Raw genomic sequence first — 23,945 nt, forward strand, 5'->3', positions numbered from 1 at the left:
GGAGATGGGTATAAGAGACACCACCCGAACGTCCCCACGTGCCCGCGCCCGCCCGACCCGGGGCGGGGCCGCCCTCCTCCTGGCCGGCGTGCTCGCCGCCGCCGTCGTCGGCTGCGGCTCGGACGACGACGGCGGTTCAGACGGCGACGCGGACCCGGCCGCGGCCAGCGGCGACCCCTCGTCCGGCGCGCTGACCGAACCGGTCACCGTCGACAACTGCGGCGTCGAGGTCAGCGTCGACGCCCCGCCGGAGCGCGTGGTGACCATCAAGTCGACCTCGACGGAGATGATGCTCGCGCTCGGCCTGGGCGACCTGCTGGTCGGAACGGCCTTCGCCGACGGCCCCCTGCCCGACGAGTACGCCGGCCAGCTCGACGCCGTCCCCGTGCTCTCGGACAACGTGCCCGGTCAGGAGGCGCTGCTCGACGTCGAACCGGACTTCGTCTACGGCGGCTGGGAGAGCAACTTCGCCGCCGACACCGCGGGCGAGCGTTCCTCGCTGGCCGACTTCGGCATCGACACCTACGTGTCGCCGGCGGCCTGCCAGGACCCGGCCTACCAGCCGGACCCGATGACGTTCGACGAGCTGTTCGCCGAGATCCACGAGGTCGCGTCCTTCTTCGACGCCGAGGACCGGGCCCAGGACCTGGTCGCGGAGCAGCAGGCGCTGCTGGACCAGGTGGCCGAGCCCGGTGCCGGGCTCACCGCGTTCTGGTTCAGCTCCGGGGAGGATGCGCCGTTCGTCGGCGGCGACATCGGTGCACCGGCGATGATCATGCGCGAGCTCGGCCTGGAGAACATCTTCGCCGACGTCGACGCGACCTGGTCCAACGTCAGCTGGGAGCAGGTCATCGACCGCGACCCCGACGTCATCGTCCTGGTCGACGCGGCCTGGAACACCGCGGACGACAAGATCGAGCGCCTGGAGAGCAACCCCGCCACCGCGGCACTGCCGGCCGTCGCCGAGCAGCGGTACCTGCGCCTGCCGTTCGCGGCCTCCGAGGCCGGGGTCCGCAACGCCCAGGCCGTCGTCGACCTGGCCGCCCAGCTGGCCGAGCTGGGGCTGTGACCATGACCGCCGCTCCCGCGACCACGAGCCCGCCGGCACCGGCGCCCGCACCGGGCGCCGGTCGGCGTTCGAGCGGCGCCCGGACCGCGGCCTGGGTCACCGCGATGACGGCGGTGCTCGTCGCCTCGATCACCCTCGCGGTCGTCATCGGGTCCGCCGACATCGCCCCGCTGGACGTTTGGCGCTCCATCGGCGACCACCTCGAGCTGACGTCGTCGTCGCTGTCGCAACTGCGCGACGGCATCGTGTGGGAGCTGCGCCTGCCGCGCGTGCTGACGGCAGCCGCCGTCGGTGCGGCGCTGGCGCTGTGCGGCGCGGTCATGCAGACGCTGACCCGCAACCCGCTGGCCGACCCATACCTGCTGGGACTGTCGTCCGGCGCGTCGGTCGGCGCCGTGGCGGTGCTGGTGCTCGGGGTGGGCTGGCTGGGTCTGCCGGTCGCGGCGTTCGCCGGCGCCCTGCTCGCGCTCGTGGTCACGTTCGCGCTGGCCAACCGGCGCGGCGAGCTCGCGCCGACGCGCACCGTCCTGGCCGGGCTGGCGGTGTCGTACCTGTGCTCGGCGGCGACGTCGTTCGTCATCTTCTGGTCCGCCACCGGCGACTCCTACCGCGAGATCCTCAGCTGGCTGCTCGGCTCGCTGGGCGGCGCATCGTGGACCGACACCGCGATCGTGACGGTGGCGCTCGTGGTGGTCGGCACGGCGCTGGTGTCGCGGAGCCGGACGCTGGACGCGTTCGCGTTCGGCGACAGCACCGCGTCCACGCTGGGCATCGACGTCAACGTCACCCGGTGGACGCTGCTGACCCTGGTGGCCCTGCTGACCGGGGCCGCGGTCGCGGTCAGCGGCGCCATCGGGTTCGTCGGGCTGATGCTGCCGCACGCCGTCCGGTTCGTCGTCGGCGCCGGGCACCGCCGAGTGCTGCCGCTGTCCGCGCTGGCCGGCGCCAGCTTCATGATCTGGGCCGACACGCTGGCCCGCACCCTGTTCGACCCGCGCGAGCTGCCGGTGGGCGTCGTCACCGCGTTCCTGGGCGCTCCCGCGTTCGCCGTCCTGCTCCGTCGCCGGAAGGTAGGCCGATGACAGTCACCGAGTCCCCCGTCCGGAGCCCGGCAGCCCCGGCGGACGAATCGTCCACGCTGCGGGTGGCCGACGTCTCGTGGTCGGCCGACGGCACCCTGATCGTCGACGGCGTCAGCCTCGCCGTCCGCTCCGGCACCCTGACCGGGCTGCTGGGCCCCAACGGCGCGGGCAAGAGCAGCCTGCTGCGCGCCGTGGGCGGGACCAACCGGCCCGACGGCGGTGTCGTGCGGCTCGGCGATGACGATCTGCTCGCGATGCGCCGCCGCGACCGCGCCCGCCGGGTCGCCGTCGTCGAGCAGGAGTCGACGACGGACGTCCCGCTGCGAGTCCTCGACGTGGTGCTGTTGGGCCGCACCCCGCACCGGGCCGGCGACAGCGACGAGGCACTGGCGCTGGACAGCCTGGACACCGTCGGGATGCGTGAGCTGGCCGACCGCGACTGGCACACTCTGTCCGGCGGCGAGCGGCAGCGGGTGCACCTGGCCCGGGCGCTGACCCAGCAGCCGAGACTGCTGCTGCTGGACGAGCCGACCAACCACCTCGACATCCACTACCAGCTGGCGCTGCTGGGGTTCGTCCACGACCTCGGCGTCACGTCGCTGGCCGCGCTGCACGACCTCAACCTCGCGGCCGCCTACTGCGACGAGGTGGTCCTGCTGCGCGACGGCCGGGTGGCCGCGGCCGGGTCGCCGCGCGACGTCCTCGTCCCCGAGGTGATCCGCGACGTGTTCGGCGTGGACTGCGACGTCCACCCGCACCCGCGCACCGGCCGCCCCGTGCTGACGTTCTCGCCGCTCTCCGGCTGACCGGCGCCGCCGCCCCCGAGACCGGCCAGCCCTCGCCCCGGCAGCCGCGTCGATCTTGGAGTTTTCGCCGAGTTGCCGCCCCTTTCGTCCGAGAGATTCCGCGGAAACTCCAAGATCAACGGTGTGGCTGACGGGGCGAGGGCGATGCCGACGGCCCAGGGCTCAAACGGCCAGCTTGGGAAGGACCTCGCGGCCGAAGGTGTCGATCCAGGTGCGCTGGTCCGATCCGGCCTGGTGCAGGTAGACGTGGGTGGCGCCGAGGTCGAGGTAGCTCTGGATCTCGTGCCGGTGGGCGTCGAGGTCGGCGGAGATGAGCACGCGGCCCTCGAAGTCCTCGGGCCGGACCATCCGGGCCAGCTGCTCGAAGTCGTGCGGCGAGCGGATGTCGGCCTTGGAGAAGCGCATGCCGCCGTTGGGCCACTCGGCGACCGCCTGCGCCGCGGCCTGCGCCGGGTCCGGCGCCCACGACAGGTGCACCTGGACGATCTTCGCCAGCACCGCCGGGTCCTTGCCGACCGACCGGGCGCCGTCGTCGAACCGCGCGAACAGGGTGGCGACCTTCTCCAGTGTGGACGCGACCGTGATCATCCCGTCGCAGGTGGCGCCGGCCCGGCGCGCGGTCACCGGGCCGGAGGTGGCGACGTAGACCGGCGGCGGTGCGGCCGGCATGGTCCACAGCCGGCTGCGCTCCAGGGTGAAGAAGCGGCCGTCATGGCGGACGTCGCGGCCGGTGAAGAGCTTCTGGATGATCTCGATCGCCTCGAACATGCGGGCGATCCGCTGCGGCGCCTCGGGCCAGTAGCCGCCGACGACGTGCTCGCTGACGGCCTCACCCGAGCCGACGCCGAGCCAGTGCCGGCCTGGGTACAGCTGCTCCAGCGTGGCGGCGGCCTGCGCGACGACCGCCGGGTGCCAGCGGAACGACGGGCAGGTGGCGCCGACGCCGACGGTGCCGCGGGTCCGCTCGGCCATCGCCGTCATGACGTTCCAGACGAAGCCCGACTGGCCTTGGTGCGGAGTCCAGGGCTGGAAGTGATCGTCGGCCATGACGCCGTCGAACCCTGCGTTCTCGGCCGCGACCGTCAGCTCGACGACCTCCGAGGGCGCGAAACGCTCCAACATCGCCGAATAACCGACCGGCGCCTTCCCCGAGGTCATCGGCTCCCTCTCGACCCTGCCCAGCGGACGAACGAACGCGGCTGCTCCGGCAGACTATCTCCTGACATCCTGGGCCGGCTCGCGACGGTGCCGGCCCAGGGCAGGCGGCGGCGTCAGGCCAGCGGCGCGCGCCTGGTCTCGTCCAACGGAAGGTGCAGGAGGGCGGCTCCGTCAGGTGCCGCGTTGCCGTCGGCGAGCGCCGCCACCTCGGCCGCCGACGCCGCGCGGTCGAGCAGCCAGGCCTCGTCGACGGCGCCGGTGAGCTGGTTGGCGCCGTCCGGGCGCACCCCGAGGTGCAGCCCGGCGGTGGCGTCGGCGGTGACGGTGCCCGTGATCGGCGCCGTCGTTGCGACCGGCGCCCCGTCGACGTAGAGGATGATCGCCTCCACGGACCGCACCAGCGCGACGTGGTGCCAGGCGCCGTCGGCGTAGCCGCCGGTCGCCGACAGCGACGCCGACGACGTGTCGGTGTCGACCAGCGCCCGGATGCGGTTCGCGCCGGGCTCGAGCCGCACCCACCACTGGTTGCGGTTGCTGCCGACGCCGTACGCCCAGAGCAGCGCCTGGTCGGTCTGACCGTCGCTGCGGAACCACGCCGCGGCGGTGAACGGGCCGGCGCCGACGTCGAGCCGCGCGCTCATCGGCACCGCGACGTGCTCGCCGGCGGCGAACTCCAGCGCACCGGCGAAGACGCCGTCCACCTGGTCCGGCGAGCCCGCGACCTCGCCGTCCTGGCCGTTGCCCGAGGCGTCCGGGGTGATCACGGCCGGCTGGCCGGGCGTGGGCCGGTCGAGCAGCACGGTCGGCACGCTGGCGTAGGTGATGCGCTCGTAGATGCCGGAGTCGCCGTTCTCGTAGAGCACACCGAGCGTCCGGCGGCCGACGTCGACCAGGTCGGAGTACGCGGCCGGTCCGTCGTGCAGCGTCAGGCCCTCCCGCCAGGTGTCGCCCTCGTCGAAGCTGTAGCGCAGGGTGAGCTCGGCGCGCGCGGACGGGTCGGCCGGGCCGGAGTAGACCAGCCGGTCCTCCTCGCCCGGCAGGCGGATCACCGACCCCTGCACGACCGGCGTCACCAGGCCCTCCACCAGCTGGTACGGCGCGTCGAAGGAGGCGCCGCCGTCGCTGCTGGTGGTGGAGCCGCGGGTGCCGAGGCTGCCGCCGTTCTGGTCGCGGGCGTTGAAGTACAGCGTACCGTCGGCCAGCTCTGTGACGGTGTTCTCGTTCGGGTTGAGCACACCGTTCAGCGGCGTGTCGATGCCGCCGATCTGCCAGGTCAGGCCGCCGTCGTCGCTGTACAGCGAGTGGGCACCGTAGTACTTGGCCTCCTGTCCGGTGTCGGCGGAGCCCGGCGCCGGGCTGGTGGAGTGGTTCGCGGGTGCGACCAGCCGGCCGGCGTGCTCGCCGTGCTCCAGCGCGATGGCGTGCAGCGGACCGGTGGCATACCAGCGCCACTCCGGCAGCTTCGTGTCGGCGGTGATGTCGACCGGCGCCGACCAGGTGGCACCGTCGTCGGTGCTGCGCTGGACCGCGACGCGGCGGCTCTGCTCGGGCGTGACCTCGCCACGCATGATCTCCGCCTCCGAGGCGTCGCCGGCGTTGTGCGTGCTGAGCAGGACGATGTCGCCGGTCGCTGGGTCGACGACGGGAGTGGGGTTGCCGAACACGTTGGGGCCGTTGTCGCCGACCACCTGGAGCGGCCCCCAGCTGTAGCCGCCGTCGAACGACCGGCGCAGCACCAGGTCGATGTCGCCGGTGTCGCCGCCACCGCCCACCCGGCCCTCGGCGAACGCGAGCAACGTCCCCTCGTCGGTACGGACGATCGCGGGGATGCGGAACGTGTCGTAGCCCGCGGTCCCGGACTCGAAGACGACGGTCTGCCGGATGCCGCGGGTGTCGGCGCTGGACGCTGACGCCGTCGACGGTAGCGTCGCCGCGCTGGCCGCGGAGAGGACGGCGGCAGGTAGAGCGGCGGCGAGAAGAGCAGCGGTAGCCGCGACGACGCCGCGCGGACGAGCCGATGTCACCACGAGAAACCTCCTTGGTCGGAGTTGTCCCCGTGGTAATAAATCCCACATCACATATGGGATATGTGTCAAGAATGTGTCAAGGTCTTGACGACGGGTGATTGGACTTGTTCTATATCCGACATCCCACTCATGTGGCGCACGGGGAGGCGGACATGACCCAGCTGAGCCGACGACGCACCCTGGCCCTCGGTGCCGCGGCCACCGGCGCTGCGTGGGCCGCCGGCACCGTCCCGGCCGGAGCCACGGGCACGACCGGAGCCGCCGGCGAGCGCGGCGCGTCGTGGACCCAGCTCGCCGACGTCCCCCCGAACACCACGGACTGGCACGAGGCCGTCCCCGTCGGCGAGCCCTACTGGGGCCAGCCCGGCCTGGCCGGCCCTATCGCCGGCACGCACGGCGACCATCTCATCGTCGCCGGTGGCGCAAACTTCCCGGAACCGGCCCGCACCGCCACCAGGACGAACACGCTCGGCAAGGTGTACTGGACCGACGCCTTCGTGCTGCGCCGCGACGGCGACGACCACCGCTGGCTCGACACCGACCTGCGGCTCCCGGACGCCGTCGGCTACGCGGCCACCGTCAGCACCGACGACGGCATGCTGGTGATCGGCGGCGAGGGGTTCCGCGGCGGACCCGCCGGCACCGCGCAGCGGCCGGCGGAGAAGTTCGCCGACGTCTACTACCTGCGCTGGAACGCCGGCCGCGGCACCCTGGAGCGCGAGGATCTGCCGGATCTCCCTCGGCCGATGTCGTACGCCGTGGCCGGCATCGTCGACGACGTCGTGTATGTCGCGGAGGGCGCGGACTTCGTCGCCCTCGACCTCGACCGTCCCGACCGCGGCTGGACCGCGCTGCCCACCTGGCCGGGCGACCCGCGCACCGTCGCCGTCGGCGCCGCACAGGACGGCCGGTTCTACGTCATGAGCGGGCGAGCACAGCACGCGGACAAGAGCTGGACCTTCTACCGCGACGCCTACGCCTACGAGCCGCGCCGGCACGGCTGGCGGCGGGTGGCCGACCTGCCGTGGTGCGTGACGGCAGGTCTCGCCCACGCCGTGGGCCGCACCGGCATCGTCGTCGCCGGCGGCGACAAGGACATCGACCGCTGGAACCTCATCGAGCACCACGTCGCGCTGCGCAACGCCGCGGCGCCCGGCTCGGAGGAGTGGAACCGGCACAACGACGTCGTCACCTGGATCTACGACCACCACACCGGCTTCAACGTGGAGGTGCTCCGCTACGACACGCGCCGCGACCGCTGGCAGCCCGACGGGTTCTTCCCCGGCCCGCCGCCGGCCACCACGCCCGCCGTCGACTGGGACGGTGACCTCGTCGTCGCCAGTGGCGAGATCGGCCCCGGCATCCGGACCCCGCGCGTCTGGAAGGCGCGCTTCTAGGCGCTGAGCAGGCCGACGGCGGAGGCGGCGGGCCAGTGCCCGACCATGTCGTGCCCGCCGACGACGAACGGCAGCCCAGAGTCGCTGCCGGACGGCTCGTAGTTGATCGGAGCGCCGTCGCCCTCGGCCGGGAGGTCGCCGCGGTCGACGGGCGCGCCGCCGGGGTCGCCGCGTTCCGGCGGGAACAGCTCGTCCAGCTCGTCGGCGGTGGGTGGATGCGCGCCGGCGACGGCGTCGGCGAGCGCCTCGCGGTCCACGGTGCCGACGCCCGCGCCGAGGGCGACCGCGACCCCGTCGTGCACGGCGACGTACTCGTGCTGGTCGCCGCTGACGCGGTACCAGCCGTCGCCCTCGGCGGTGCACTCCACGGCGGCCGCGGGATCGGCGGCCGTGGCCAGCGGCCGGGCCGGGCAGTCGGCGTCGGTCATGCCGCGCGGGTCGACGGTGAGCATCGCGACAGCGCCGTCCGTCGAGACGTAGGCGGCGTTGTAGCCGGAGTCGCCGTGCACACCGATCGACTGCCACGCCGGCGCGAACCCGTCCAGCGAGACCGCGTACATCATCTCCGGCGCGACGCCGATCTCGGCCGCCCGGTCGGCGAGCTGGTCGGCCGGCGCGGGCCCGGCCGCCGACTCCGTCCCGCATGCCGCGAGCGCCAGCACCGACAGCCCGGACAGCAGCAGGGTCCAGCGGCGGGCGTACGTCACGTCAGCCATGGTCTCAGGGCACCGCGACAGGCGAACGGCCCGGGCACACCATCGGGGCACCCGGGCCGTCGCCGGAACGGTTGAACCGGACCTCAGTGGCCGTGACCGTGGCCGTGGCCGCCCACGGGCTCGGGCTCCTCGGGCTTGTCGACGACGAGCACCTCGGTGGTGAGCAGCAGGCTGGCGATGGACGCGGCGTTGGCGACGGCGGAGCGCGTCACCTTGACCGGGTCGAGCACACCGTCGGCGATGAGGTCGCCGTACTCGTTGGTGGCGGCGTTGTAGCCGTGCCCGGCCTGGCCGGACTCGACCTTCGCCACGACGACGTAGCCGTTCTGGCCGGCGTTCTCGGCGATCCAGCGCAGCGGCTCGGCGAGGGCACCGCGGACGATGTCGGCGCCGGTGGCCTCGTCGCCGGACAGGTCCAGCGCGTCGATGGCCGGCCGCGCGTGCACCAGGGCCGCGCCGCCGCCGGCGACGATGCCCTCCTCGATGGCCGCCCGGGTGGCCGAGACGGCGTCCTCGATGCGGTGCTTGCGCTCCTTCAGCTCGACCTCGGTGGCCGCGCCGACCTTGATGACGCCGACGCCGCCGCCCAGCTTGGCCAGCCGCTCCTGCAGCTTCTCGCGGTCCCAGTCGGAGTCTGTGTTCTCGATCTCCGCTCGGATCTGCGCCACCCGGCCGTCGATGTCGGCCTGCGAGCCGCCGCCGTCGACGATGGTGGTGTCGTCCTTGGTGACCACGACGCGGCGGGCCGAGCCCAGCACCTCGAGACCGACCTGGTCGAGCTTGAGGCCGACCTCCTCGGCCACGACCTGGCCGCCGGTCAGCACCGCGATGTCCTGCAGCGTCGCCTTTCGGCGGTCGCCGAAGCCCGGCGCCTTGACCCCGACCGACGTGAACGTGCCGCGGATCTTGTTGACCACGAGGGTGGACAACGCCTCGCCGTCGACGTCCTCGGCGATGATCAGCAGCGGCTTCGCCGCCTGGACGACCTTCTCCAGCAGGGGCAGCAGGTCGCTCACCGACGAGATCTTGCCCTGGTTGATCAGGATGAGCGCGTCCTCGAGGACGGCCTCCTGCCGCTCGGCGTCGGTGACGAAGTACGGGCTGAGATAGCCCTTGTCGAACTGCATGCCCTCGGTGAACTCGAGCTCGGTGCCGAAGGTCTGCGACTCGTCGACGGTGATCACGCCGTCCTTGCCGACCCGGTCGAACGCGTCGGCGATGACCTCGCCGATGCCCGTGTCCTGGGCGGAGATGGCCGCCACCGACGCGATCTCGGACTTCTCGTCGACCGGACGGGCGGAGTCGACCAGCGCCGCGCGCACGGCCTCGACGGCCGCGTCGATGCCGCGCTTGATGGCCATCGGCGACGCGCCGGCGGCCACGGACTTCAGGCCGCGGTGGACCATCGCCTGGGCCAGCACCGTCGCGGTGGTGGTGCCGTCACCGGCAACGTCGTTGGTCTTGGTGGCGACCTCCTTGGCCAGCTGGGCGCCGAGGTTCTCGTACGGGTCCTCCAGCTCCACCTCGCGGGCGATGGTGACGCCGTCGTTGGTGATGGTGGGCGACCCGAACTTCTTGTCGAGGACGACGTTGCGGCCCTTGGGGCCCAGCGTCACCTTGACGGTGTTCGCGAGGGAGTCGACGCCGCGCTCGAGGCTCCGGCGCGCGTCCTCCTCGAATTCGAGGATCTTGGGCATGGGGAAACCGGTCCCTTTCGGATGTCTGACGGCCGGACGACGAGAGAACGCCCCGACCCGAGCGGCTGGCGAGCCGTCAGGTCAGGGCGTCGTCACTCACATGGATGACCGGCGCGTCACTTCTGCACGATGGCGAGAACGTCACGGCCGGAGAGGATCAGCAGCTCGTCGCCGCCGTACTTCACCTCGGTGCCGCCGTACTTGGAGTAGAGCACCACGTCACCGACCTTGACGTCGAGCGGGATACGCTTCTCGCCGTCCTCGTCCCAACGGCCCTCGCCGACGGCGACGACCTCGCCCTCCTGGGGCTTCTCCTTGGCGGTGTCAGGGATGACGAGCCCGGACGCCGTGGTCTGCTCCGCCTCCAGCGGCTTGACCACGATGCGGTCCTCGAGTGGCTTGATGGAGACCGACACTTGTCTGACCTCCCCTTTCGCGGGATGTCACGAATGATTGCTTGTGGACCGGCCGCATGCCGCCGTCGTCGCGGGTGCCGGCGGAAGGACCGTTGGCACTCTCGAGGTGAAAGTGCCAACACTCAACGTAGTCCGTGCTTAGCACTCGGTCAAGGTGAGTGCCAGACGAACCATGTCGATCTTTCGACCTGGCCGCATCAAGCCTGGTCACCGCCGTCATGACGACCGGCGACGACGACGCTTGGAGCCACGAACGGCTCGCGTGGTCCCCATCAGGTCCCCCAACACCCGATTCATGTGTTCAAGACCGCTCCGATTCTCACTCGACGGCAGGAAGTGCGTACGTGTCGAGCGTCAGCGTCGCGCTGCTGTGGCCGAGCCAGGCTTGTACAGTCTTGGGCGGGACGCCGCTGGACAACCACATTGTCGCGGCCGTGTGCCGCAGGTCGTGCACCCGCGCGTTCGAGGAGCGCCATTCACTGGCTCAGCCGGAACCAGTAGTTGACGGTCGGCCCTTCTGACGCCAACCCACCACCCTCAGCGTCGTAGAGGGCACGCGCGGCGAGGTTGTCCGCGCCGGTGGTGAGAAACATCTTCGTTGCGCCGGCCGTCGCTCCCGCTGCCATGAACGCGCAGAGTAGCTTCCGGCCGATTCCAGAACGACGATGCGCCTGGTCGACCTCGAGCTGATGGAGGTACAGCATCGATGAACCGTCGGGTCGGACTAGGTGATACCCCCACGCCCACCCGCAGGTGGTGGTACCGACAGACGCCACGAACGCCAGAGTGCCTGGTGCGTCGGTGAAGGCAGCGCCGGCATCGGTGTCCATGAACCGGCGAACGGCCAGTGTGAGCGAGCCCGGGTCGGCCGGCGTGATGCGAACGTTCATACGCTCACCACCGTGACTCAAGCTGATCGACCCATCCGGCCCGGACGAGGATCTCGCGAGCAACTTCGGCGACGCTGCGGTCATTGGCGACGACGAAGTCCTCAACGGCGGCCGCTTCAAGCTCCGCCTCGTGCCGCGTGAGTGTCGAAAGTAGCCCTTCGAGCTTCGCCCCTTCCTCTCGTGCGCGGAGACGCCGGCGGACGGTATCGGTCGGGGCCACCAGCCGACACATCGTGACCTCACATCCGGTAAGGCTCGCGATGTACTCCTCTCGCACGGCGAGATGATCAATGCAGCCAGCCACCACAACGAAGCGGGCGCCCAGCTCTTTGAAGTTCGTCCAGACCGAGGACACGTTGGCGCACTTCAAGCGGTCGTAAAACGCTCGGCGGTCCGCCAGCGGTTCGCCCTCCATCGCGGGCCCGAACTGGGCAAGCGCGTCAGCGTCTACAAGGGCGATGACCTTTCCGGCGGCGACGAGAGACCGGCCGATCTCGCTCGAGATCGTCGACTTCCCAACACCAGCAACGCCGCTGAGCAGCAATCCTCGATGCACGAAGACCTCCAGTTACAGCCCGAACGTTAACCAATCGACGCGAACCGACGTCGTTGGGTCCCCGAGAGGTCCCCGCACGACGACGAGAGCAGCAACAAGCGGCCGATACGCAACGGGATCAACGCCTGTCACGTGCCGCGTCGCGCGGTGCAGGGTGTGCACATCGCAGTCAAGGTGAGTGCCAGACGACCCCTCCGGGGGCGGAGAACGGCTCGAAACGGTCGTCGTTCTCCACCACGATCTGCGTCCTGGAAGCCCTTCTCGCGCGGGAACGGGCGCGGGGAGTCCCGCCGGACGTCACCGAGGCGCGCCCGCGCGGCAGGAACACCTCCTGGATCGCCGGCTGTTCCGGCGGAAGCCGACCCGTGGAGCGATCGAGCGCGATCGTAGGGTCGGCTCCGGCGTGACCGCTTCGCGTTCCCGACCTGGTGGCACTACGACGGGCGCTGGACAACCGCCATCCCGGCGCGATGCCGGTCAACTGGACGAGGGCGAGGGACGGCACCAGCCGATGGAACGCCCTGCGTGCGCTGCGCGTGCTGGACTGGAGCTTCGCACGGGGCTGAACCGGGTTCCCGGAGCCGGCACGAGGCCGCGCCGGCCGGAAGGTCCGCTGAGCGCGCCGCGGGCCTGTGCGAGGGTGTGGCCGTGGACGTCGAAACCCTCCGCACGCTCAGCTCACCAGCCGGGTCCGCGCTGCTCGCCGAAGCGTCCGCGGCGTACGGCCGGGAGGACGAGTTCGCGCTGGGCACCCGGCTGCGCCGCCGACACCCGCCGGCGCTGGTGGCCACGGCACTCACCCAGGCGCGGCTGCGAGCCCGCGCCGTCGACAAGTTCGACGCCGCCGACGCGGCCCGGCTGCTGTTCACCGTCGACGGCTACGAGCAGGCCACCCGGGCCGCCGTCGCCCGGCACCGGGCCGCCCGGATCGCCGCGACGCTCGGAGCCGGTGCGCGCGTCGCCGACCTGTGCTGCGGCATCGGCGGCGACCTGATCGAGCTGGCCCGGGCCGGCCTGGACGTGACCGCGGTGGAGGCCGATCCACTGACCGCGCACGTGGCCGGCGCGAACGTGGCCGCGCTCGGCCTGGCGGCGTCGGTCGTCGAGGCTGACGCCGCCGCCGTCGACCGGTCGGACTTCGCCGCCGTCGTCTGCGACCCGGCGCGGCGCACCGGCCGCGGCCGGGTGTTCGACCCCGACGCCTACCGGCCGCCGTGGCCGTTCGTCCTCGAGCTGCTGGCGTCGACGGCGTGCGTCAAGGTCGCGCCCGGCATCCCGCACTCGCGGCTCCCGGACGGGGTCGAGGCGGAGTGGGTGTCCGAACGCGGCGAGGTGAAGGAGGCGGCGCTGTGGTCTGGCCGGTTCGCCGCCGCCGGGGTACGGCGGCGGGCCACGCTGCTGCCGTCGGGCGCGACCCTCACCGACGCCGACGACCCGGGCTCCGGCGTCCGCGACCCCGGCCGCTACCTCTACGAGCCCGACGGGGCGGTGATCCGGGCCGGGCTGGTGACGGCGGTCGCGGACGCCGTCGGCGGCGCGCTGGTGGACCCGACCATCGCCTACGTGGCGGCCGACCGGCACGTGCCGACCCCGTTCGCGCGTGCGTACCGGATCACCGACCGGCTCCCCTACGACGTCAAGGCGCTGCGCCGGCACGTCCGCGAGCACGGGATCGGCACCCTGACGGTGAAGAAGCGCGGCGTCGACGTGCTGCCGGAGCGGCTGCGCGCGGCCGTCCGGCCCCGCGGCGACGCGGCGGCCACGTTCGTCGTCACCCGGGTGTCGGGGCGCGCGACGGTGCTGGTGGCGCAGCCCGTATGACCGGGAACCTACGGCAGACTCGTGCCATGGCGGGCAAGCGGAGCGCGGGCATCGTGCTGTGGCGGACCGGGCCGGACGGCGTCGAGGTGCTGCTCGGGCACATGGGTGGGCCGTTCTGGACGCGCAAGGACGCCGGAGCCTGGTCCATCCCGAAGGGCGAGTACGACGACGACGAGGAACCGGCGGCGGCCGCGCGCCGCGAGTTCACCGAGGAGCTCGGCCTGCCGGTCCCGGACGGCGACCTCGTCGAGCTCGGCACGGTGAAGCAGTCCGGCGGCAAGACGGTGACGGCGTGGGCGCTGGCCGGCGACCTCGACCCGGCCGCGGTCGTCCCCGGGACGTTCGAGTTGGAGTGGCCCCCGCGCTCGGGGCGGCGGCAGGCGTTCCCCGAGGTCGACCGGGTGGCGTGGTTCGACTTGGGTACCGCCCGGGAGAAGATCGTCAAGGCCCAGGCGGCCTTCCTGGATCGCCTCGGCGCCCAGGTGTGAGTGCGAACCGCCACACGGCCGCACGTCACCGAAGGGCTGCGATCGCGGCCAGCATGCGCTCGACGTGGTTGCCGTAGACGGCGTCGACGCCGGTGGCGACGAGCCGGGTCAGTGCCGAGCGGCTGTGCGCGTCCCAGCCGAACGCGTACACGCCCGCGTCGTGGAAGAGCCCGACGTACAGCTCCGTCCAGTCCAGCCAGTGCAGGTTGACCGCGTCGATGCCGCGCGCGGCCAGGGTCGCGGCGCGCTGGCGGACCCCGTCGGACATCCGGCTCACCCGGGTGGAGTCGACCAGGCGGACATCCAGGGCCAGCGACCGCCACGACGCCAGCAGCTCCAGCTCCGGGTGGCACAGCCAGAGGCGGCGCGGCACGTCGGGCCCGGCGGCCCGGGCGATCTCGACGATGCGCGGAACCGCTGCGGGGTCCTTGACGTCCAGGGACAGCTCGAAGCCGGTGCCGCAGACGGCGTACAGCTCGTCGAGGGTCATGACGTGGCCGGGCAGGTCGGTGCGGGCGATCTCGGCCATCGGGCGGCGCCGCGGCCGGCGGCCGACGATGCCGTCGTGGTCCAGCGCCACCTGCCCGTCGGCCGTCAGCCAGGCGTCGCTCTCCAGGCCGGTGGCGCCCTGCCGCAGCGCCAGCTCGAACGCCTCGCGGGTGTTCTCGCGCGCCTGCGCCATGGCGCCGCGGTGCGCGAAGGCGATCGGCGGGTTCCTCACGACGCCAGCGACCTCCGCGCGCCGTCCAGTGCGGCGCTCGCCTGCATCACCATGCGATCGATGATCTCGCGGACCGGCGCCACGTCGTGCACCAGCGCCGCGGACTGACCGGCAAACGGCAGGTACTCGTGCAGGCGGCCGGCCCCGATGGCGTCGAGGATCTCGCCGCGCAGCCGGCCGGACGCCGCGGCGGCACCGTCGGGATCGGCGTTCCAGCGGTCGACGAACGGCGTGCGCAGCACCCGTGGCACGGCCCGATACCCGCCGGGGGACAGCGGCGGCAGCACCGCGTCGGCGAAATCGGCCTTCACCGCGTCCGTCGCGTCGGCGGCGACGAGCGACTCCTTCCAGGACGCAGCGACGGACGCCTCGGCGCTGGCCAGGAACCGGGTGCCGAGGCTGATCCCCTGCGCACCGAGCGCGAGCGCCGCCGCGAGGCCCCGACCGTCGGCGATGCCGCCGGCCGCGACCACCGGGATGTCACCGGCGATGTCGACCACGGCCGGGACGATGACCATCGTGGACACCTGGCCGCCGTTGCCACCGGCCTCGCCGCCCTGCGCGACGATGACGTCCACGCCCAGATCCACGGCGCGGCGGGCCTGGTCGAGGTCGAACACCTGCTGCATCCAGCGGATCCCGGCGTCGTGCGCCCGCGCCACCAGATCACCGGGGTCGCCGATGTGGAAGGAGATGACGGCGGGACGCTCGGTCAGCGTCGCTTCGAAGGCGTCGCGGTCGAGAGGGCGCATGGTGTGGTTGATGGCGAACGGCCGGCCGGTGAGCCCGCGCAGCCGCGCCCACTGGTCGCGCAGCACCGGCAGCGGCGTGACCGCGGTGCCGAGGCTGCCCAGACCACCGGCCTCGCACACCGCAGCCGCCAGCTCGACCTGTTCCCACGGCCCGAACGGAGCGCAGATCACTGGGACGTCGATTCCGAGCACGTCGCACAACGGGGTCCGCATCATGGCCTGCCTCCTTGCCCGTGCCAACGCCGCGATGGTGGCGCAGGACTGCTCGCAAGGCAAGGTCCGCGTCTTGTCAGCGCTCCGACCCGAGTGCGAAAATGGATCTTCACCAGCCCACGGGTGTGACTCGCGCTCCCCGGACGCAGTTCCGCGACTCGCACTCTCGGCCGAGCGATGCCTTTTGTCATCTCGTTCAGTCACTTTCTGTAATAAACGACGTGAGACAGGGCGTTCCATAATTACCGGGATACATGTCACACTCCGGGCATGCAGATTCCTTTTACGCCGTCCGATCGCAGCAGTCTGGGTGTCGAATGGGAACTGCAGTTGGTCGACATAGAGACCCGCGAACTCACCGCCGGCGCCGTCGAGATCCTCGAGGAGATCCGGCCGGCCGGCGCCGAGGAGCACCCCAAGGCCAAGCACGAGCTGCTGCAGTCGACGGTCGAGGTCGTCACCGGCGTCTGCGGCACCGTCGCCGAGGCACGGGCCGATCTGGCCGCCACGGTCGGTACCGTCGCCGCCGCCGCGGAGCGCCGCGGGCTGGGGCTCATGTGTGCGGGCACCCACCCGATCAGCAACTGGGCCAACCAGAAGATCAGTCCCAAGCCACGGTACGAGCAGCTGGTCGAGAACCTCCAGTGGCTCGCCCGTCGGCTGCAGATCTTCGGCGTGCACGTCCACGTCGGGGTCCGGTCACCGCGGAAAGTCATCCCGATTGTCAATGCGCTGACCACGTACGTGCCGCACTTCCTGGCGCTGTCCGCGTCATCGCCGTACTGGGTGGGTCACGACACCGGGCTGGCGTCGTCGCGCAGCAAGGTGTTCGAGTCGCTGCCCACCGCCGGGCTGCCGTACCAGCTGTCGGGCTGGGACCAGTTCGAGAGCTACATGGACACGCTGATCTCGACCCAGACCATCGAGTCGGTCCGCGAGGTGTGGTGGGACATCCGGCCACACCCCGACTTCGGCACCGTCGAGCTCCGGATCTGTGACGGGCTGCCCACCCTGGACGAGGTGTGCACCATCGCCGCACTCGCCCAGTGCGTCGTCGAACGGCTCGATCGGGAGCTGGACCGCGGCTATACGCTGCCGGTGCCGAAGAACTGGGTAGTGCGCGAGAACAAGTGGCGCGCGGCCCGGTGGGGCCTGGACGCGGAGGTCATCGTAGACGACCAGGACACCGTGGTGCCGCTGCGCCAAGCTTTGCTCGATTTGGCCGACGAACTCATGCCCATTGCCCGTAGACTGTCCTGCGCTGAAGAGCTTGCGGGTATTGAACGCATTGTCGCGCACGGCGCGAGCTACCAGCGACAGCGAACAACTGCAGAGGCGAACGGCGGTGATTTGACGAAGGTCGTCGACAGCCTCTTGGAAGAGATGGCGACGGGGTTGACGTAAGTGGCCTATGACTGGCTCGCGAGCTGGCTGGACCTTCATACCGACGAACTGATCGCGCTACGGCGCATGGTGCACGCACGGCCGGAGCTCGGCCTCAACGAGTACCAGACGACGGACCTGCTCGTCCGGCAGCTCGCCGCATCCGGCCTCGAGCCGCGGGTGCTGCCGCGCGGCACCGGTGTCGTCGTCGACATCGGCTCCGGTCCGCGCACGGTCGCGCTGCGAGCCGACATCGACGCGCTTCCGCTGCCCGACCTCAAGGACGTGCCGTACCGCTCCACCGTCGACGGCGTGTGCCACGCCTGCGGCCACGACGCGCACACCGTGATGGCACTGGGCGCGGCGATGGCGCTGGCGAAGGTGCCGAAGCTGCCGGGCCGGGTCCGGGTCATCTTCCAGCCGGCGGAGGAGATCATGGCAGGCGCCCGCGAGGTCATCGCGGCCGGCGCCCTGGACGGCGTCGAGCGGGCGTTCGCACTGCACTGCGATCCGCGGCTGCCGGTCGGCCAGGTCGGCATCCGTCCCGGCCCCATCACCGCGGCCTGCGACCTCGTCGAGGTGCGCGTCGGCGGCCCAGGCGGGCACACCGCGCGGCCGCAGCTGACCGTCGACATCGTCGACGTCCTGTCGCGCATCGCCGTCGACACCCCGGCCCTGCTGGCCCGTCAGATCGACATCCGCGCCGGGTTCTCGTTGGTGTGGGGCGCCATCCAGGCCGGCGGCCCGCCCAACGCCATCCCGTCCGAAGGCATCCTGCGCGGAACCGTCCGCGTGCTCGACCACTCGGCGTGGGCCGACGCGGAGAAGTTCGTGCGCGCCGTCGTCCGCGACATCGCCTCGCCCAGCGGCGCCAGCGTCGACGTGCATTACGAGCGCGGGGTCCCGCCGGTGGTCAACGACGAGTCCTGCGTGCGGCTGCTGCGCCAGGCCGTCACCGCCGAGCTGGGCGAGTACTCGCTCACCGGCACCGAGACCAGCATGGGCGGCGAGGACTTCGCCTGGTACGGCGAGCGGGTGCCGCTGGCGCTGGCCCGCGTCGGCGTGCACGGCAGCAGCCTGCCCAAGATGGGCGACCTGCACCAGGGCGACTTCGACATCGACGAGAAGGCGCTCGCTTACGGTGTGCGGGTCATGGTCAGCACGGCGCTGACGGCTCTGGCTGCGTCGTCCACCCCGCCGCGTCCCTGACACCCTGCCGATACTGGGGGCCGATATTGGGGCTCGCGACCGATCTGTGTGGTTCTTGCGGCCGTTACGAGGACTTCTCGCGCCTCACGAGGCTTGCAAGCATGGTGCGACACGAGATCTCGTGCTGAACGTGATCATTTCGAGGGTCCTACGCATCCCACGGAAAGCGGCAGGAGAGCCTCATTCCCCGGGCGACGCGGGGCGGACGGGGGTCGGTGACGTGCGGTCGGTCGTGCTGCCGTCGCCGAGCTGACCGCGGTCGTTCGCGCCCCAGCAGGACAGCGCACCGGTCACGCTCACCGCACAGCTCTGGAACTGCCGGCTCGCCAGCGCCGCCACGGCACCGAACGGTTCGCCGTCCGCCGCAAGCACGGTGCCGGCGACGTCGCGGTCCGCGGTGCGGCCGTCGCCGAGCTGGCCGCTCTCGTTGAGGCCCCAGCAGGTGGCGCCGGCGGCGGCCGTGACGGCGCACGAGTGCAGCCCGCCGACGCCCAGGCCGGCGATACCGGCGAGCGGCTCGCCGGTGGCACCGTCGACCACCGGAAGCGGCACCGAGCTGTTGGCCGGCGCGGCGGCGTTGCCGAGCTGCCCGTACGCGTTCTGGCCCCAGCAATGCGCGGTGGCGTCGGCGAGGACGGCGCAGGTGTGCACGTTGCCGGCGCCGATCTCGGCGATGCCGGTCAGCGGCTCGCCCGAGGCGCCGGCGACGACGGCGGAGGGCAGCGTGGTGGGCCCGGGGTTGGCCCGGCCGATGCCGAGCTGACCGGCGACGTTCCAGCCCCAGCAGTACGCCGCGCCGCCCTCGACCACCGCACACGTGTGGTAGCTGCCCGCGCTGAGCTGGGTCAGCCCGGAGAACGGGCGACTGGTGTCGGCGGGGTCGACGACGGCGGCGGGCACGGTTCGCTGCCCGATGGACCCGGTGCCCAGCGCGCCCCAGTAGTTGTAGCCCCAGCAGCGGGCGGTGCCGTCGCTCAGCAGGGCACAGGTGTGCGTGCTACCGGCCACGATGTCGACGACGCCGGTCAGCGGGGCCCCGCCGGCCTCGGAGGCCACCACGGTGCGCGGCTGGGCGGAGCTGACCTCGTCGCCGGTGCCGAGCCGGCCCGCGCCGTTGAAGCCCCAGCACGACACCGTCGTGTCGACGTGCAGGGCGCAGGTGTGCTCGGAACCGGCGGCAAGGTCGGTCACGTCGGTGAGCACCCGGACCGGCACAACGGTGGGCTCTTCGCCGGACGTGCCGGTGCCGAGCTGACCGGAGAGGTTGTGGCCCCAGCAGTACGCCGTGCCGCCCTCGACCAGCGCACAGGTGTGCTCCTCGCCCATCGCGATGTTCTCCACGCCCAGCACGTCCAGCGGCAGCTCGGCCGTCGCGGTGGAGCCGCGGGCATCGGTGACCGTGACGGCGACCGTCGCCGGTGCGGCGTCGGTGACGGCCGGCGCCGCCGCGTCGGTGCCGATCAGGCCCGACGACGGGGTCAGTGTCAGGCCGGGCGGCAGGCCGGTCGCGGCCCAGGTGTACGGCGCCTCGCCGCCGGAGGCGCGCAGGGTGGCGCCGTAGGCCTCCAGCACGTTCAGCGGCGGCAGCGCGGTGGTGGTGACGGCGAGCCGGCCCGGCTTCGGGTCGATCTCGATCTCGACTGGGTCGGCGCAGGTGTCGGTGCCGGCCACGCAGAGCCGGTACTCGAACGTCGTCACCGCACGGACCCGGCCCAGCTCATCGGTGTACGCACCATCGTTGGCCGTGGTGGCCAGCAGCTCCCCGTCGCGGTAGACGTCGAGCTCGTCGCCGGGTGCGCCGGCCCACGTCAGGTGCGTCCGGTAGTAGAACGGCCGGACCCGTTCCGCCTCGACCGCCAGCTCGAACGCGGCCGGCTCGGCCACCGTCAGCGTCGCCGGCACGGCCACCAGCGGCCGTACGGGGTCGTCAGTCTCCACGCACAGCGTCGCGGCGTGCTCTCCCGCCGGCAGCCCGGCGGCGTCGTAGCCGATCGTCACCTCGCTGGTCGCGCCCGGCGCCGTAGTACCGGCGGCGGGCGTGGCCGACAGCCACTCCGGCAGCGTGCACACCGGCCGCTCGCCGCCGGTGACCGCGAGCACCAGGTGCATGTCCGGCGAGCCGAGCTCGGCCACGGGCGTCGGCTCCGGGGTGTCGCACCCGGCCGCGGCCGCGTACGTCGGCGCGGTCTCGCCGGCGGCGTTGGAGCCGGGGTAGAACGCGCCGGTACCGGACAACGTCGGTGCCACGATCTCGACGACCAGGGTGGAGCCGGCCGGCGCCCAACCGGTCACCGGCACGCTCACCATGGTGAACGCCTGGAACTCAAGCTCCTGGGTGGCGGTGCCGATTCGGGTCAGGTTGGCGTAGGTCAGCTCGCCGTCCAGCGTGTAGAGGTTCACCGTGATCGGCGCGGTGGTGTTGAGCCGCTGCACGCCGAAGGTCACCTCGGAGACGTCGAAGTCGTCGACGATGCCGAAGTCGGCCAGCGTGAACGTGCGCAGGTACGCGGTCTCGTCGGTGGTCCCGAGCGGGCCGCTGCAGGCGAGGCTGTGGTCGCGGACGATCTCGGTGGACGCGGAATGGGTCAGCGTCACCTGGTCGCCTGGCGCCGCGAACGGCTCGGCCGGCGCGGCCGCGTCGCCGCCGCCGGCCTCGGTGTCGGTGCCGAAGCCGGTCGGGCTGTCGGTGCCGGCGACGGTGTCCGGGACGGTCGCCGGTCCGGCCGGGTGCAGCACGGAGCCCGTGCCGGCGGCCGCCGCGCCGTCGGTGCCCAGGACGCTCCAGGTCAGCGGCGCCTCGCCGGTGTTGCCGATGGCGACGGTGTCGGTGCCGGTCTCCCCCGCCACGACCTCGGCGCTGAGCGCGTCCGGCGTCACGTCCGCGGCCGGGACCGGCGGGGTGCCGGTGCCGGTGAGGGTCAGCGGCAGCCAGTCGGTGCGCGCGTCGCTGGTGACGGTGACCGTGCCGGTCGCGCGGCCGTCGACGGACGGGGCGAACGTGTAGTCCAGCGTGCAGCTGGCGCCGGGTGCCAGCGTGAACGGTGCCGCGCCGCAGGTACCGCCCGCGGCTTCGAACGGCGCGTCCGGCGCGGTCACGGACGCGACGGCGATGTCGTCGTCGCCGGCGTTGGTCAGCGTCACGCGGGTCGGTTCCGTGCTCGCACCGATGGTGACGGTGCCGAACTCCACCTCGGCCGGCGTCGCCACCAGGTCCAGCGGACCGTAGGACGCCAGGTTCCAGGCCGGCAGGCCGCCGCTGGTGCTGAACGACCCGCCCACCGTCAGCTCGTCGCCGCGGGCCAGCAACGCGGACACCGCGCCGTCGGTACCGTTGCCGGCCGGCCCGGTCAACGCGGACCAGGCGGTGCCGTCCCAGCGCGCGACCCGGTCGGCACGCACCCGGCCGGCCTCGACGAAGGAGCCGGCCGCGATGAGGTCGCCCTGGAACTCGATGAGCTCGGTGGCGGAGTTGTTCAGGCCGAGGTCGAGCGGCGACCACGCTTCGCCGTCCCAGCGGGCGATCCGGTCAACCCGCTCGCCGCCGGCCTCGAGGAAGCCGCCGGACGCGATGATGTCGCCGTCGTACACGGCCAGTGCGTCGACCTGGCTGCTCGTACCGGCGCCCAGCGGCGACCAGGCGGCGCCGTCCCAGCGCGCGACCTTGTTGACCTCGACACCACCGGCCTGCGAGAACGCGCCGCCGACCACGAGGTCGCCGTCGTGGACGGTGAGCGCACGCACGCGGTCGTCAACGCCGTCGCCCAGCGGGGTCCAGGTCTCGCCGTCCCAGGACGCGATGCGGTTCGCCGGCACGCCGCCGGCCTCGGTGAAGGAGCCGCCCGCGACCAGGTCGCCGTCGAGCACCGCCAGGGCACGGACCTCGCGGTCGACGCCGCCGCCCAGCGACGACCACGTGCTGCCGTTCCAGCTGGCGAGGTTGCGGACCCCGGCGTCGCCGGCCCGGCTGAAGTTGCCGGCGGCCACGAGGACGCCGTCGTGGACGAGGAGGTCGTTGACGGCGAACCCGTCGATGCCGCCGCCCAGCGGCGCCCAGGTGGTGCCGTCCCAGCGGGCGATCATGCTCGCGACGGCGTCGCCGGCCGCGCCGAACGACCCGGCCGCCACGATGTCGCCGTCGTACTCGACCAGGTCGTGGATGACCGGGCCGCCGCCGCTCAGGCCGGTGGACCCGAGGCCGGCGAGCGCCGTCCAGGCCGCCCCGTCCCAGGACGCGAGGTTGTTCGCGACCGTCCCGCCGGCGGTGTCGAACCCGCCGACCACCACGAGCCGTCCGTCGTAGGACACGAGGCCGTTGACGGCCGCGCTGAACTCCGCGGCCACACCGGTGCCGCCGGCCCCCGCCAGCGGCGCCCAGGCGGCGCCGTCCCAGTGGGCGACCCGGTTGACCTGGGTACCGCCGCTGGTTCCGAAGGTGCCGCCGGCGTAGAGCGCGCCGTCCACCACGGTCAGCGTGTTCGCCGCGTTGTCGAAGCCGGCGCCCAGCGGGGACCACGTCGTGCCGTCCCACCGCACGACGTTGCCGGCCGCGACCGTCCCCATGCCGGAGAAGAACCCGCCGGCCACGAGGTCGCCGTCGAGCACGGCGAAGGACATGACGCTCGGGATGCCGAAGCCGGTCAGGCCGGTCCCGGCACCGGCCGGAGCGGTCCACTGCAGGCCGTCCCAGCGGGCGATGCCGTTGATCTGCGTCTCGCCGGCCTCGGTGAAGCGCCCGCCGACCATGAGGTCGCCGTCGTACACCGCCAGCGCCGTGACGGCGGCCGCGGACGGGACGTTCAGGTGCCGCACACCGGGGCGGGTCTCGCCCTGCAGGGGCGACCAGCCGGTGCCGTCCCAACGGGCGACGTGATTGACGGGGACTCCGCCGGCGTGGCTGAACGAGCCGCCGACCAGCAGCGCGCCGTCGTAGACCGTCATCGCCAGCACGGCCGGCTCGCGCTCGTGCGAGACGCCGGCGCCGGCCGGGCCGTCCAGCGGTGACCACCTGATGCCGTCCCAGCGGGCGATCTGGTTGACCCGCACGCCGCCGGCCCGGCTGAACGAGCCGCCGACGATCAGGTCGCCGTCGTACACCGCGAGCGAGTAGACCGAGCCGCTGACACCGACGCCGTCCGGCCCGGCCAGCGGCGTCCAGCTGGTGCCGTCCCAGCGGGCGATCTGGTTGACCACCTGCGAGCCGGCCGTGCGGAACAGGCCGCCGACATACAGGGCCGGGCCGGTGCCGTCGTCCCAGACCGTCGCCGCGGTGACGGTGCCGTCCAGGCCCGGGCCGAAGAAGGCCGCGTCCCAGCCGAGGACCGAGCCGCCGACGGGGTCCGCGACGCCGTCGGCGGCCGGATCGGCGGCCGGGTCAGCGGTGAGCGCTTCCGGCCCGGGCGGTTCGACGACCCCCACCGCCGGCCCGGGGGACAACGCGAGCACGGACATCATCGCGAGTGCCACCAGCGCCAGCACTCCTCCGCGCCGCGTTCGAGCCAAGCGGTAGGGATCGTCCATCAGCACAGGGTGCTGCATCGTCGTCCG

General features: G+C 72.6%; 19 protein-coding genes and 1 pseudogene. 9 read left to right on the plus strand and 11 right to left on the minus strand.

The window, feature by feature from the left end; all coding sequences use genetic code 11:
- Positions 1-88: 88 nt before the first annotated feature.
- From E1269_RS21700 to E1269_RS21710, 3 genes are read left to right on the plus strand one after another with little or no spacing between them, the layout of a single operon-like run.
- Complete coding sequence (locus E1269_RS21700; protein ID WP_203433958.1) at positions 89-1,069, plus strand: putative F420-0 ABC transporter substrate-binding protein; 981 nt, start codon at positions 89-91, stop codon at positions 1,067-1,069.
- A 2-nt stretch (positions 1,070-1,071) separates the two neighbouring features.
- A complete protein-coding gene (locus tag E1269_RS21705; protein ID WP_131898434.1) occupies positions 1,072-2,151 on the plus strand; it encodes a putative F420-0 ABC transporter permease subunit in 1,080 nt (359 codons plus the stop codon).
- On the plus strand, positions 2,148-2,957 hold the full coding sequence (locus E1269_RS21710) for an ABC transporter ATP-binding protein (RefSeq protein WP_131898436.1): 810 nt from the start codon (positions 2,148-2,150) through the stop codon (positions 2,955-2,957). Before E1269_RS21705 ends, E1269_RS21710 begins: the two co-directional genes overlap by 4 nt.
- 162 nt (positions 2,958-3,119) lie before the next feature.
- Here E1269_RS21710 and E1269_RS21715 read toward each other — a convergent pair whose 3' ends face one another.
- Together E1269_RS21715 and E1269_RS21720 are read right to left on the minus strand one after the other, a co-directional pair.
- Entirely contained in the window at positions 3,120-4,115 is a 996-nt protein-coding gene (locus tag E1269_RS21715; RefSeq protein WP_131898438.1) for a TIGR03557 family F420-dependent LLM class oxidoreductase, read from the minus strand.
- A 113-nt stretch (positions 4,116-4,228) separates the two neighbouring features.
- Positions 4,229-6,142: a sialidase family protein gene (locus E1269_RS21720; protein ID WP_239000986.1), complete on the minus strand. Its 1,914-nt coding sequence runs from the start codon at positions 6,140-6,142 to the stop codon at positions 4,229-4,231.
- Positions 6,143-6,294: 152 nt separating this feature from the next.
- Between E1269_RS21720 and E1269_RS21725 the strand changes: the two genes are divergently transcribed.
- Positions 6,295-7,539: a galactose oxidase gene (locus E1269_RS21725; RefSeq protein ID WP_131898442.1), complete on the plus strand. Its 1,245-nt coding sequence runs from the start codon at positions 6,295-6,297 to the stop codon at positions 7,537-7,539.
- Here the strand turns inward: E1269_RS21725 and E1269_RS21730 are convergent.
- The 6 genes and pseudogenes from E1269_RS21730 to E1269_RS21755 form a co-directional block, all read right to left on the minus strand.
- Entirely contained in the window at positions 7,536-8,255 is a 720-nt protein-coding gene (locus tag E1269_RS21730; protein WP_131898444.1) for a hypothetical protein, read from the minus strand. The genes E1269_RS21725 and E1269_RS21730 overlap by 4 nt on opposite strands.
- 83 nt (positions 8,256-8,338) lie before the next feature.
- On the minus strand, positions 8,339-9,952 hold the full coding sequence (gene groL, locus E1269_RS21735; RefSeq protein ID WP_131898446.1) for a chaperonin GroEL: 1,614 nt from the start codon (positions 9,950-9,952) through the stop codon (positions 8,339-8,341).
- Positions 9,953-10,068: 116 nt separating this feature from the next.
- Positions 10,069-10,368, minus strand: coding sequence for a co-chaperone GroES (gene groES, locus E1269_RS21740; RefSeq protein WP_026877429.1), 300 nt, complete (start codon positions 10,366-10,368; stop codon positions 10,069-10,071).
- 337 nt (positions 10,369-10,705) lie between these two features.
- A pseudogene (locus tag E1269_RS34365) lies at positions 10,706-10,825 on the minus strand (tyrosine-type recombinase/integrase); the annotation flags it as partial.
- Positions 10,826-10,844: 19 nt separating this feature from the next.
- Positions 10,845-11,258: a GNAT family N-acetyltransferase gene (locus tag E1269_RS21750; protein ID WP_131898450.1), complete on the minus strand. Its 414-nt coding sequence runs from the start codon at positions 11,256-11,258 to the stop codon at positions 10,845-10,847.
- 4 nt (positions 11,259-11,262) lie between these two features.
- The gene (locus tag E1269_RS21755) at positions 11,263-11,814 is read right to left on the minus strand and encodes an AAA family ATPase (protein WP_162606558.1); all 552 of its coding nucleotides are present in this window, start codon (positions 11,812-11,814) and stop codon (positions 11,263-11,265) included.
- 428 nt (positions 11,815-12,242) lie between these two features.
- Between E1269_RS21755 and E1269_RS32440 the strand changes: the two genes are divergently transcribed.
- The 3 genes from E1269_RS32440 (at position 12,243) to E1269_RS21770 (ending at position 14,123) form a co-directional block, all read left to right on the plus strand.
- Entirely contained in the window at positions 12,243-12,380 is a 138-nt protein-coding gene (locus E1269_RS32440; protein WP_162606559.1) for a hypothetical protein, read from the plus strand.
- An 82-nt stretch (positions 12,381-12,462) separates the two neighbouring features.
- A complete protein-coding gene (locus E1269_RS21765; protein ID WP_131898455.1) occupies positions 12,463-13,635 on the plus strand; it encodes a class I SAM-dependent methyltransferase in 1,173 nt (390 codons plus the stop codon).
- A gap of 26 nt (positions 13,636-13,661) precedes the next feature.
- A complete protein-coding gene (locus tag E1269_RS21770) occupies positions 13,662-14,123 on the plus strand; it encodes an NUDIX hydrolase (protein WP_131898457.1) in 462 nt (153 codons plus the stop codon).
- 25 nt (positions 14,124-14,148) lie between these two features.
- On the opposite strand, the gene E1269_RS21775 is transcribed toward E1269_RS21770, so the two are convergent.
- Together E1269_RS21775 and E1269_RS21780 are read right to left on the minus strand one after the other, a co-directional pair.
- On the minus strand, positions 14,149-14,844 hold the full coding sequence (locus E1269_RS21775; RefSeq protein ID WP_203433959.1) for a glycerophosphodiester phosphodiesterase: 696 nt from the start codon (positions 14,842-14,844) through the stop codon (positions 14,149-14,151).
- A complete protein-coding gene (locus E1269_RS21780; RefSeq protein ID WP_131898459.1) occupies positions 14,841-15,812 on the minus strand; it encodes an NAD(P)H-dependent flavin oxidoreductase in 972 nt (323 codons plus the stop codon). The genes E1269_RS21775 and E1269_RS21780 overlap by 4 nt, the downstream gene beginning before the upstream one ends.
- A gap of 267 nt (positions 15,813-16,079) precedes the next feature.
- On the opposite strand from E1269_RS21780, the gene E1269_RS21785 reads away from it, so the two are divergent.
- Together E1269_RS21785 and E1269_RS21790 are read left to right on the plus strand one after the other, a co-directional pair.
- Positions 16,080-17,213 (plus strand): glutamate--cysteine ligase, encoded by a 1,134-nt coding sequence (locus E1269_RS21785; RefSeq protein ID WP_131898461.1) that lies wholly within the window; start codon positions 16,080-16,082, stop codon positions 17,211-17,213.
- Positions 17,214-18,401, plus strand: coding sequence for an amidohydrolase (locus tag E1269_RS21790; protein ID WP_131898463.1), 1,188 nt, complete (start codon positions 17,214-17,216; stop codon positions 18,399-18,401).
- 180 nt (positions 18,402-18,581) lie between these two features.
- On the opposite strand, the gene E1269_RS21795 is transcribed toward E1269_RS21790, so the two are convergent.
- Positions 18,582-23,918: a choice-of-anchor D domain-containing protein gene (locus tag E1269_RS21795; RefSeq protein ID WP_131898465.1), complete on the minus strand. Its 5,337-nt coding sequence runs from the start codon at positions 23,916-23,918 to the stop codon at positions 18,582-18,584.
- Positions 23,919-23,945: the final 27 nt, after the last annotated feature.

It is taken from the genome of Jiangella asiatica, from assembly GCF_004349065.1.
GTDB classification, from domain to species: Bacteria; Actinomycetota; Actinomycetes; order Jiangellales; family Jiangellaceae; genus Jiangella; species Jiangella asiatica.

What these genes read in the sequence shown, in the direction of transcription:
- E1269_RS21705 (WP_131898434.1), top strand. Translation starts at nt 1,072, where the DNA reads ATGACCGCCGCTCCCGCGACCACGAGCCCGCCGGCACCGGCGCCCGCA.
- E1269_RS21710 (WP_131898436.1), top strand. Translation starts at nt 2,148, where the DNA reads ATGACAGTCACCGAGTCCCCCGTCCGGAGCCCGGCAGCCCCGGCGGAC.
- E1269_RS21715 (WP_131898438.1), bottom strand. Translation starts at nt 4,115, where the DNA reads ATGACCTCGGGGAAGGCGCCGGTCGGTTATTCGGCGATGTTGGAGCGT.
- E1269_RS21725 (WP_131898442.1), top strand. Translation starts at nt 6,295, where the DNA reads ATGACCCAGCTGAGCCGACGACGCACCCTGGCCCTCGGTGCCGCGGCC.
- E1269_RS21730 (WP_131898444.1), bottom strand. Translation starts at nt 8,255, where the DNA reads ATGGCTGACGTGACGTACGCCCGCCGCTGGACCCTGCTGCTGTCCGGG.
- groL (WP_131898446.1), bottom strand. Translation starts at nt 9,952, where the DNA reads ATGCCCAAGATCCTCGAATTCGAGGAGGACGCGCGCCGGAGCCTCGAG.
- E1269_RS21750 (WP_131898450.1), bottom strand. Translation starts at nt 11,258, where the DNA reads ATGAACGTTCGCATCACGCCGGCCGACCCGGGCTCGCTCACACTGGCC.
- E1269_RS21770 (WP_131898457.1), top strand. Translation starts at nt 13,662, where the DNA reads ATGGCGGGCAAGCGGAGCGCGGGCATCGTGCTGTGGCGGACCGGGCCG.
- E1269_RS21780 (WP_131898459.1), bottom strand. Translation starts at nt 15,812, where the DNA reads ATGATGCGGACCCCGTTGTGCGACGTGCTCGGAATCGACGTCCCAGTG.
- E1269_RS21785 (WP_131898461.1), top strand. Translation starts at nt 16,080, where the DNA reads ATGCAGATTCCTTTTACGCCGTCCGATCGCAGCAGTCTGGGTGTCGAA.
- E1269_RS21795 (WP_131898465.1), bottom strand. Translation starts at nt 23,918, where the DNA reads ATGGACGATCCCTACCGCTTGGCTCGAACGCGGCGCGGAGGAGTGCTG.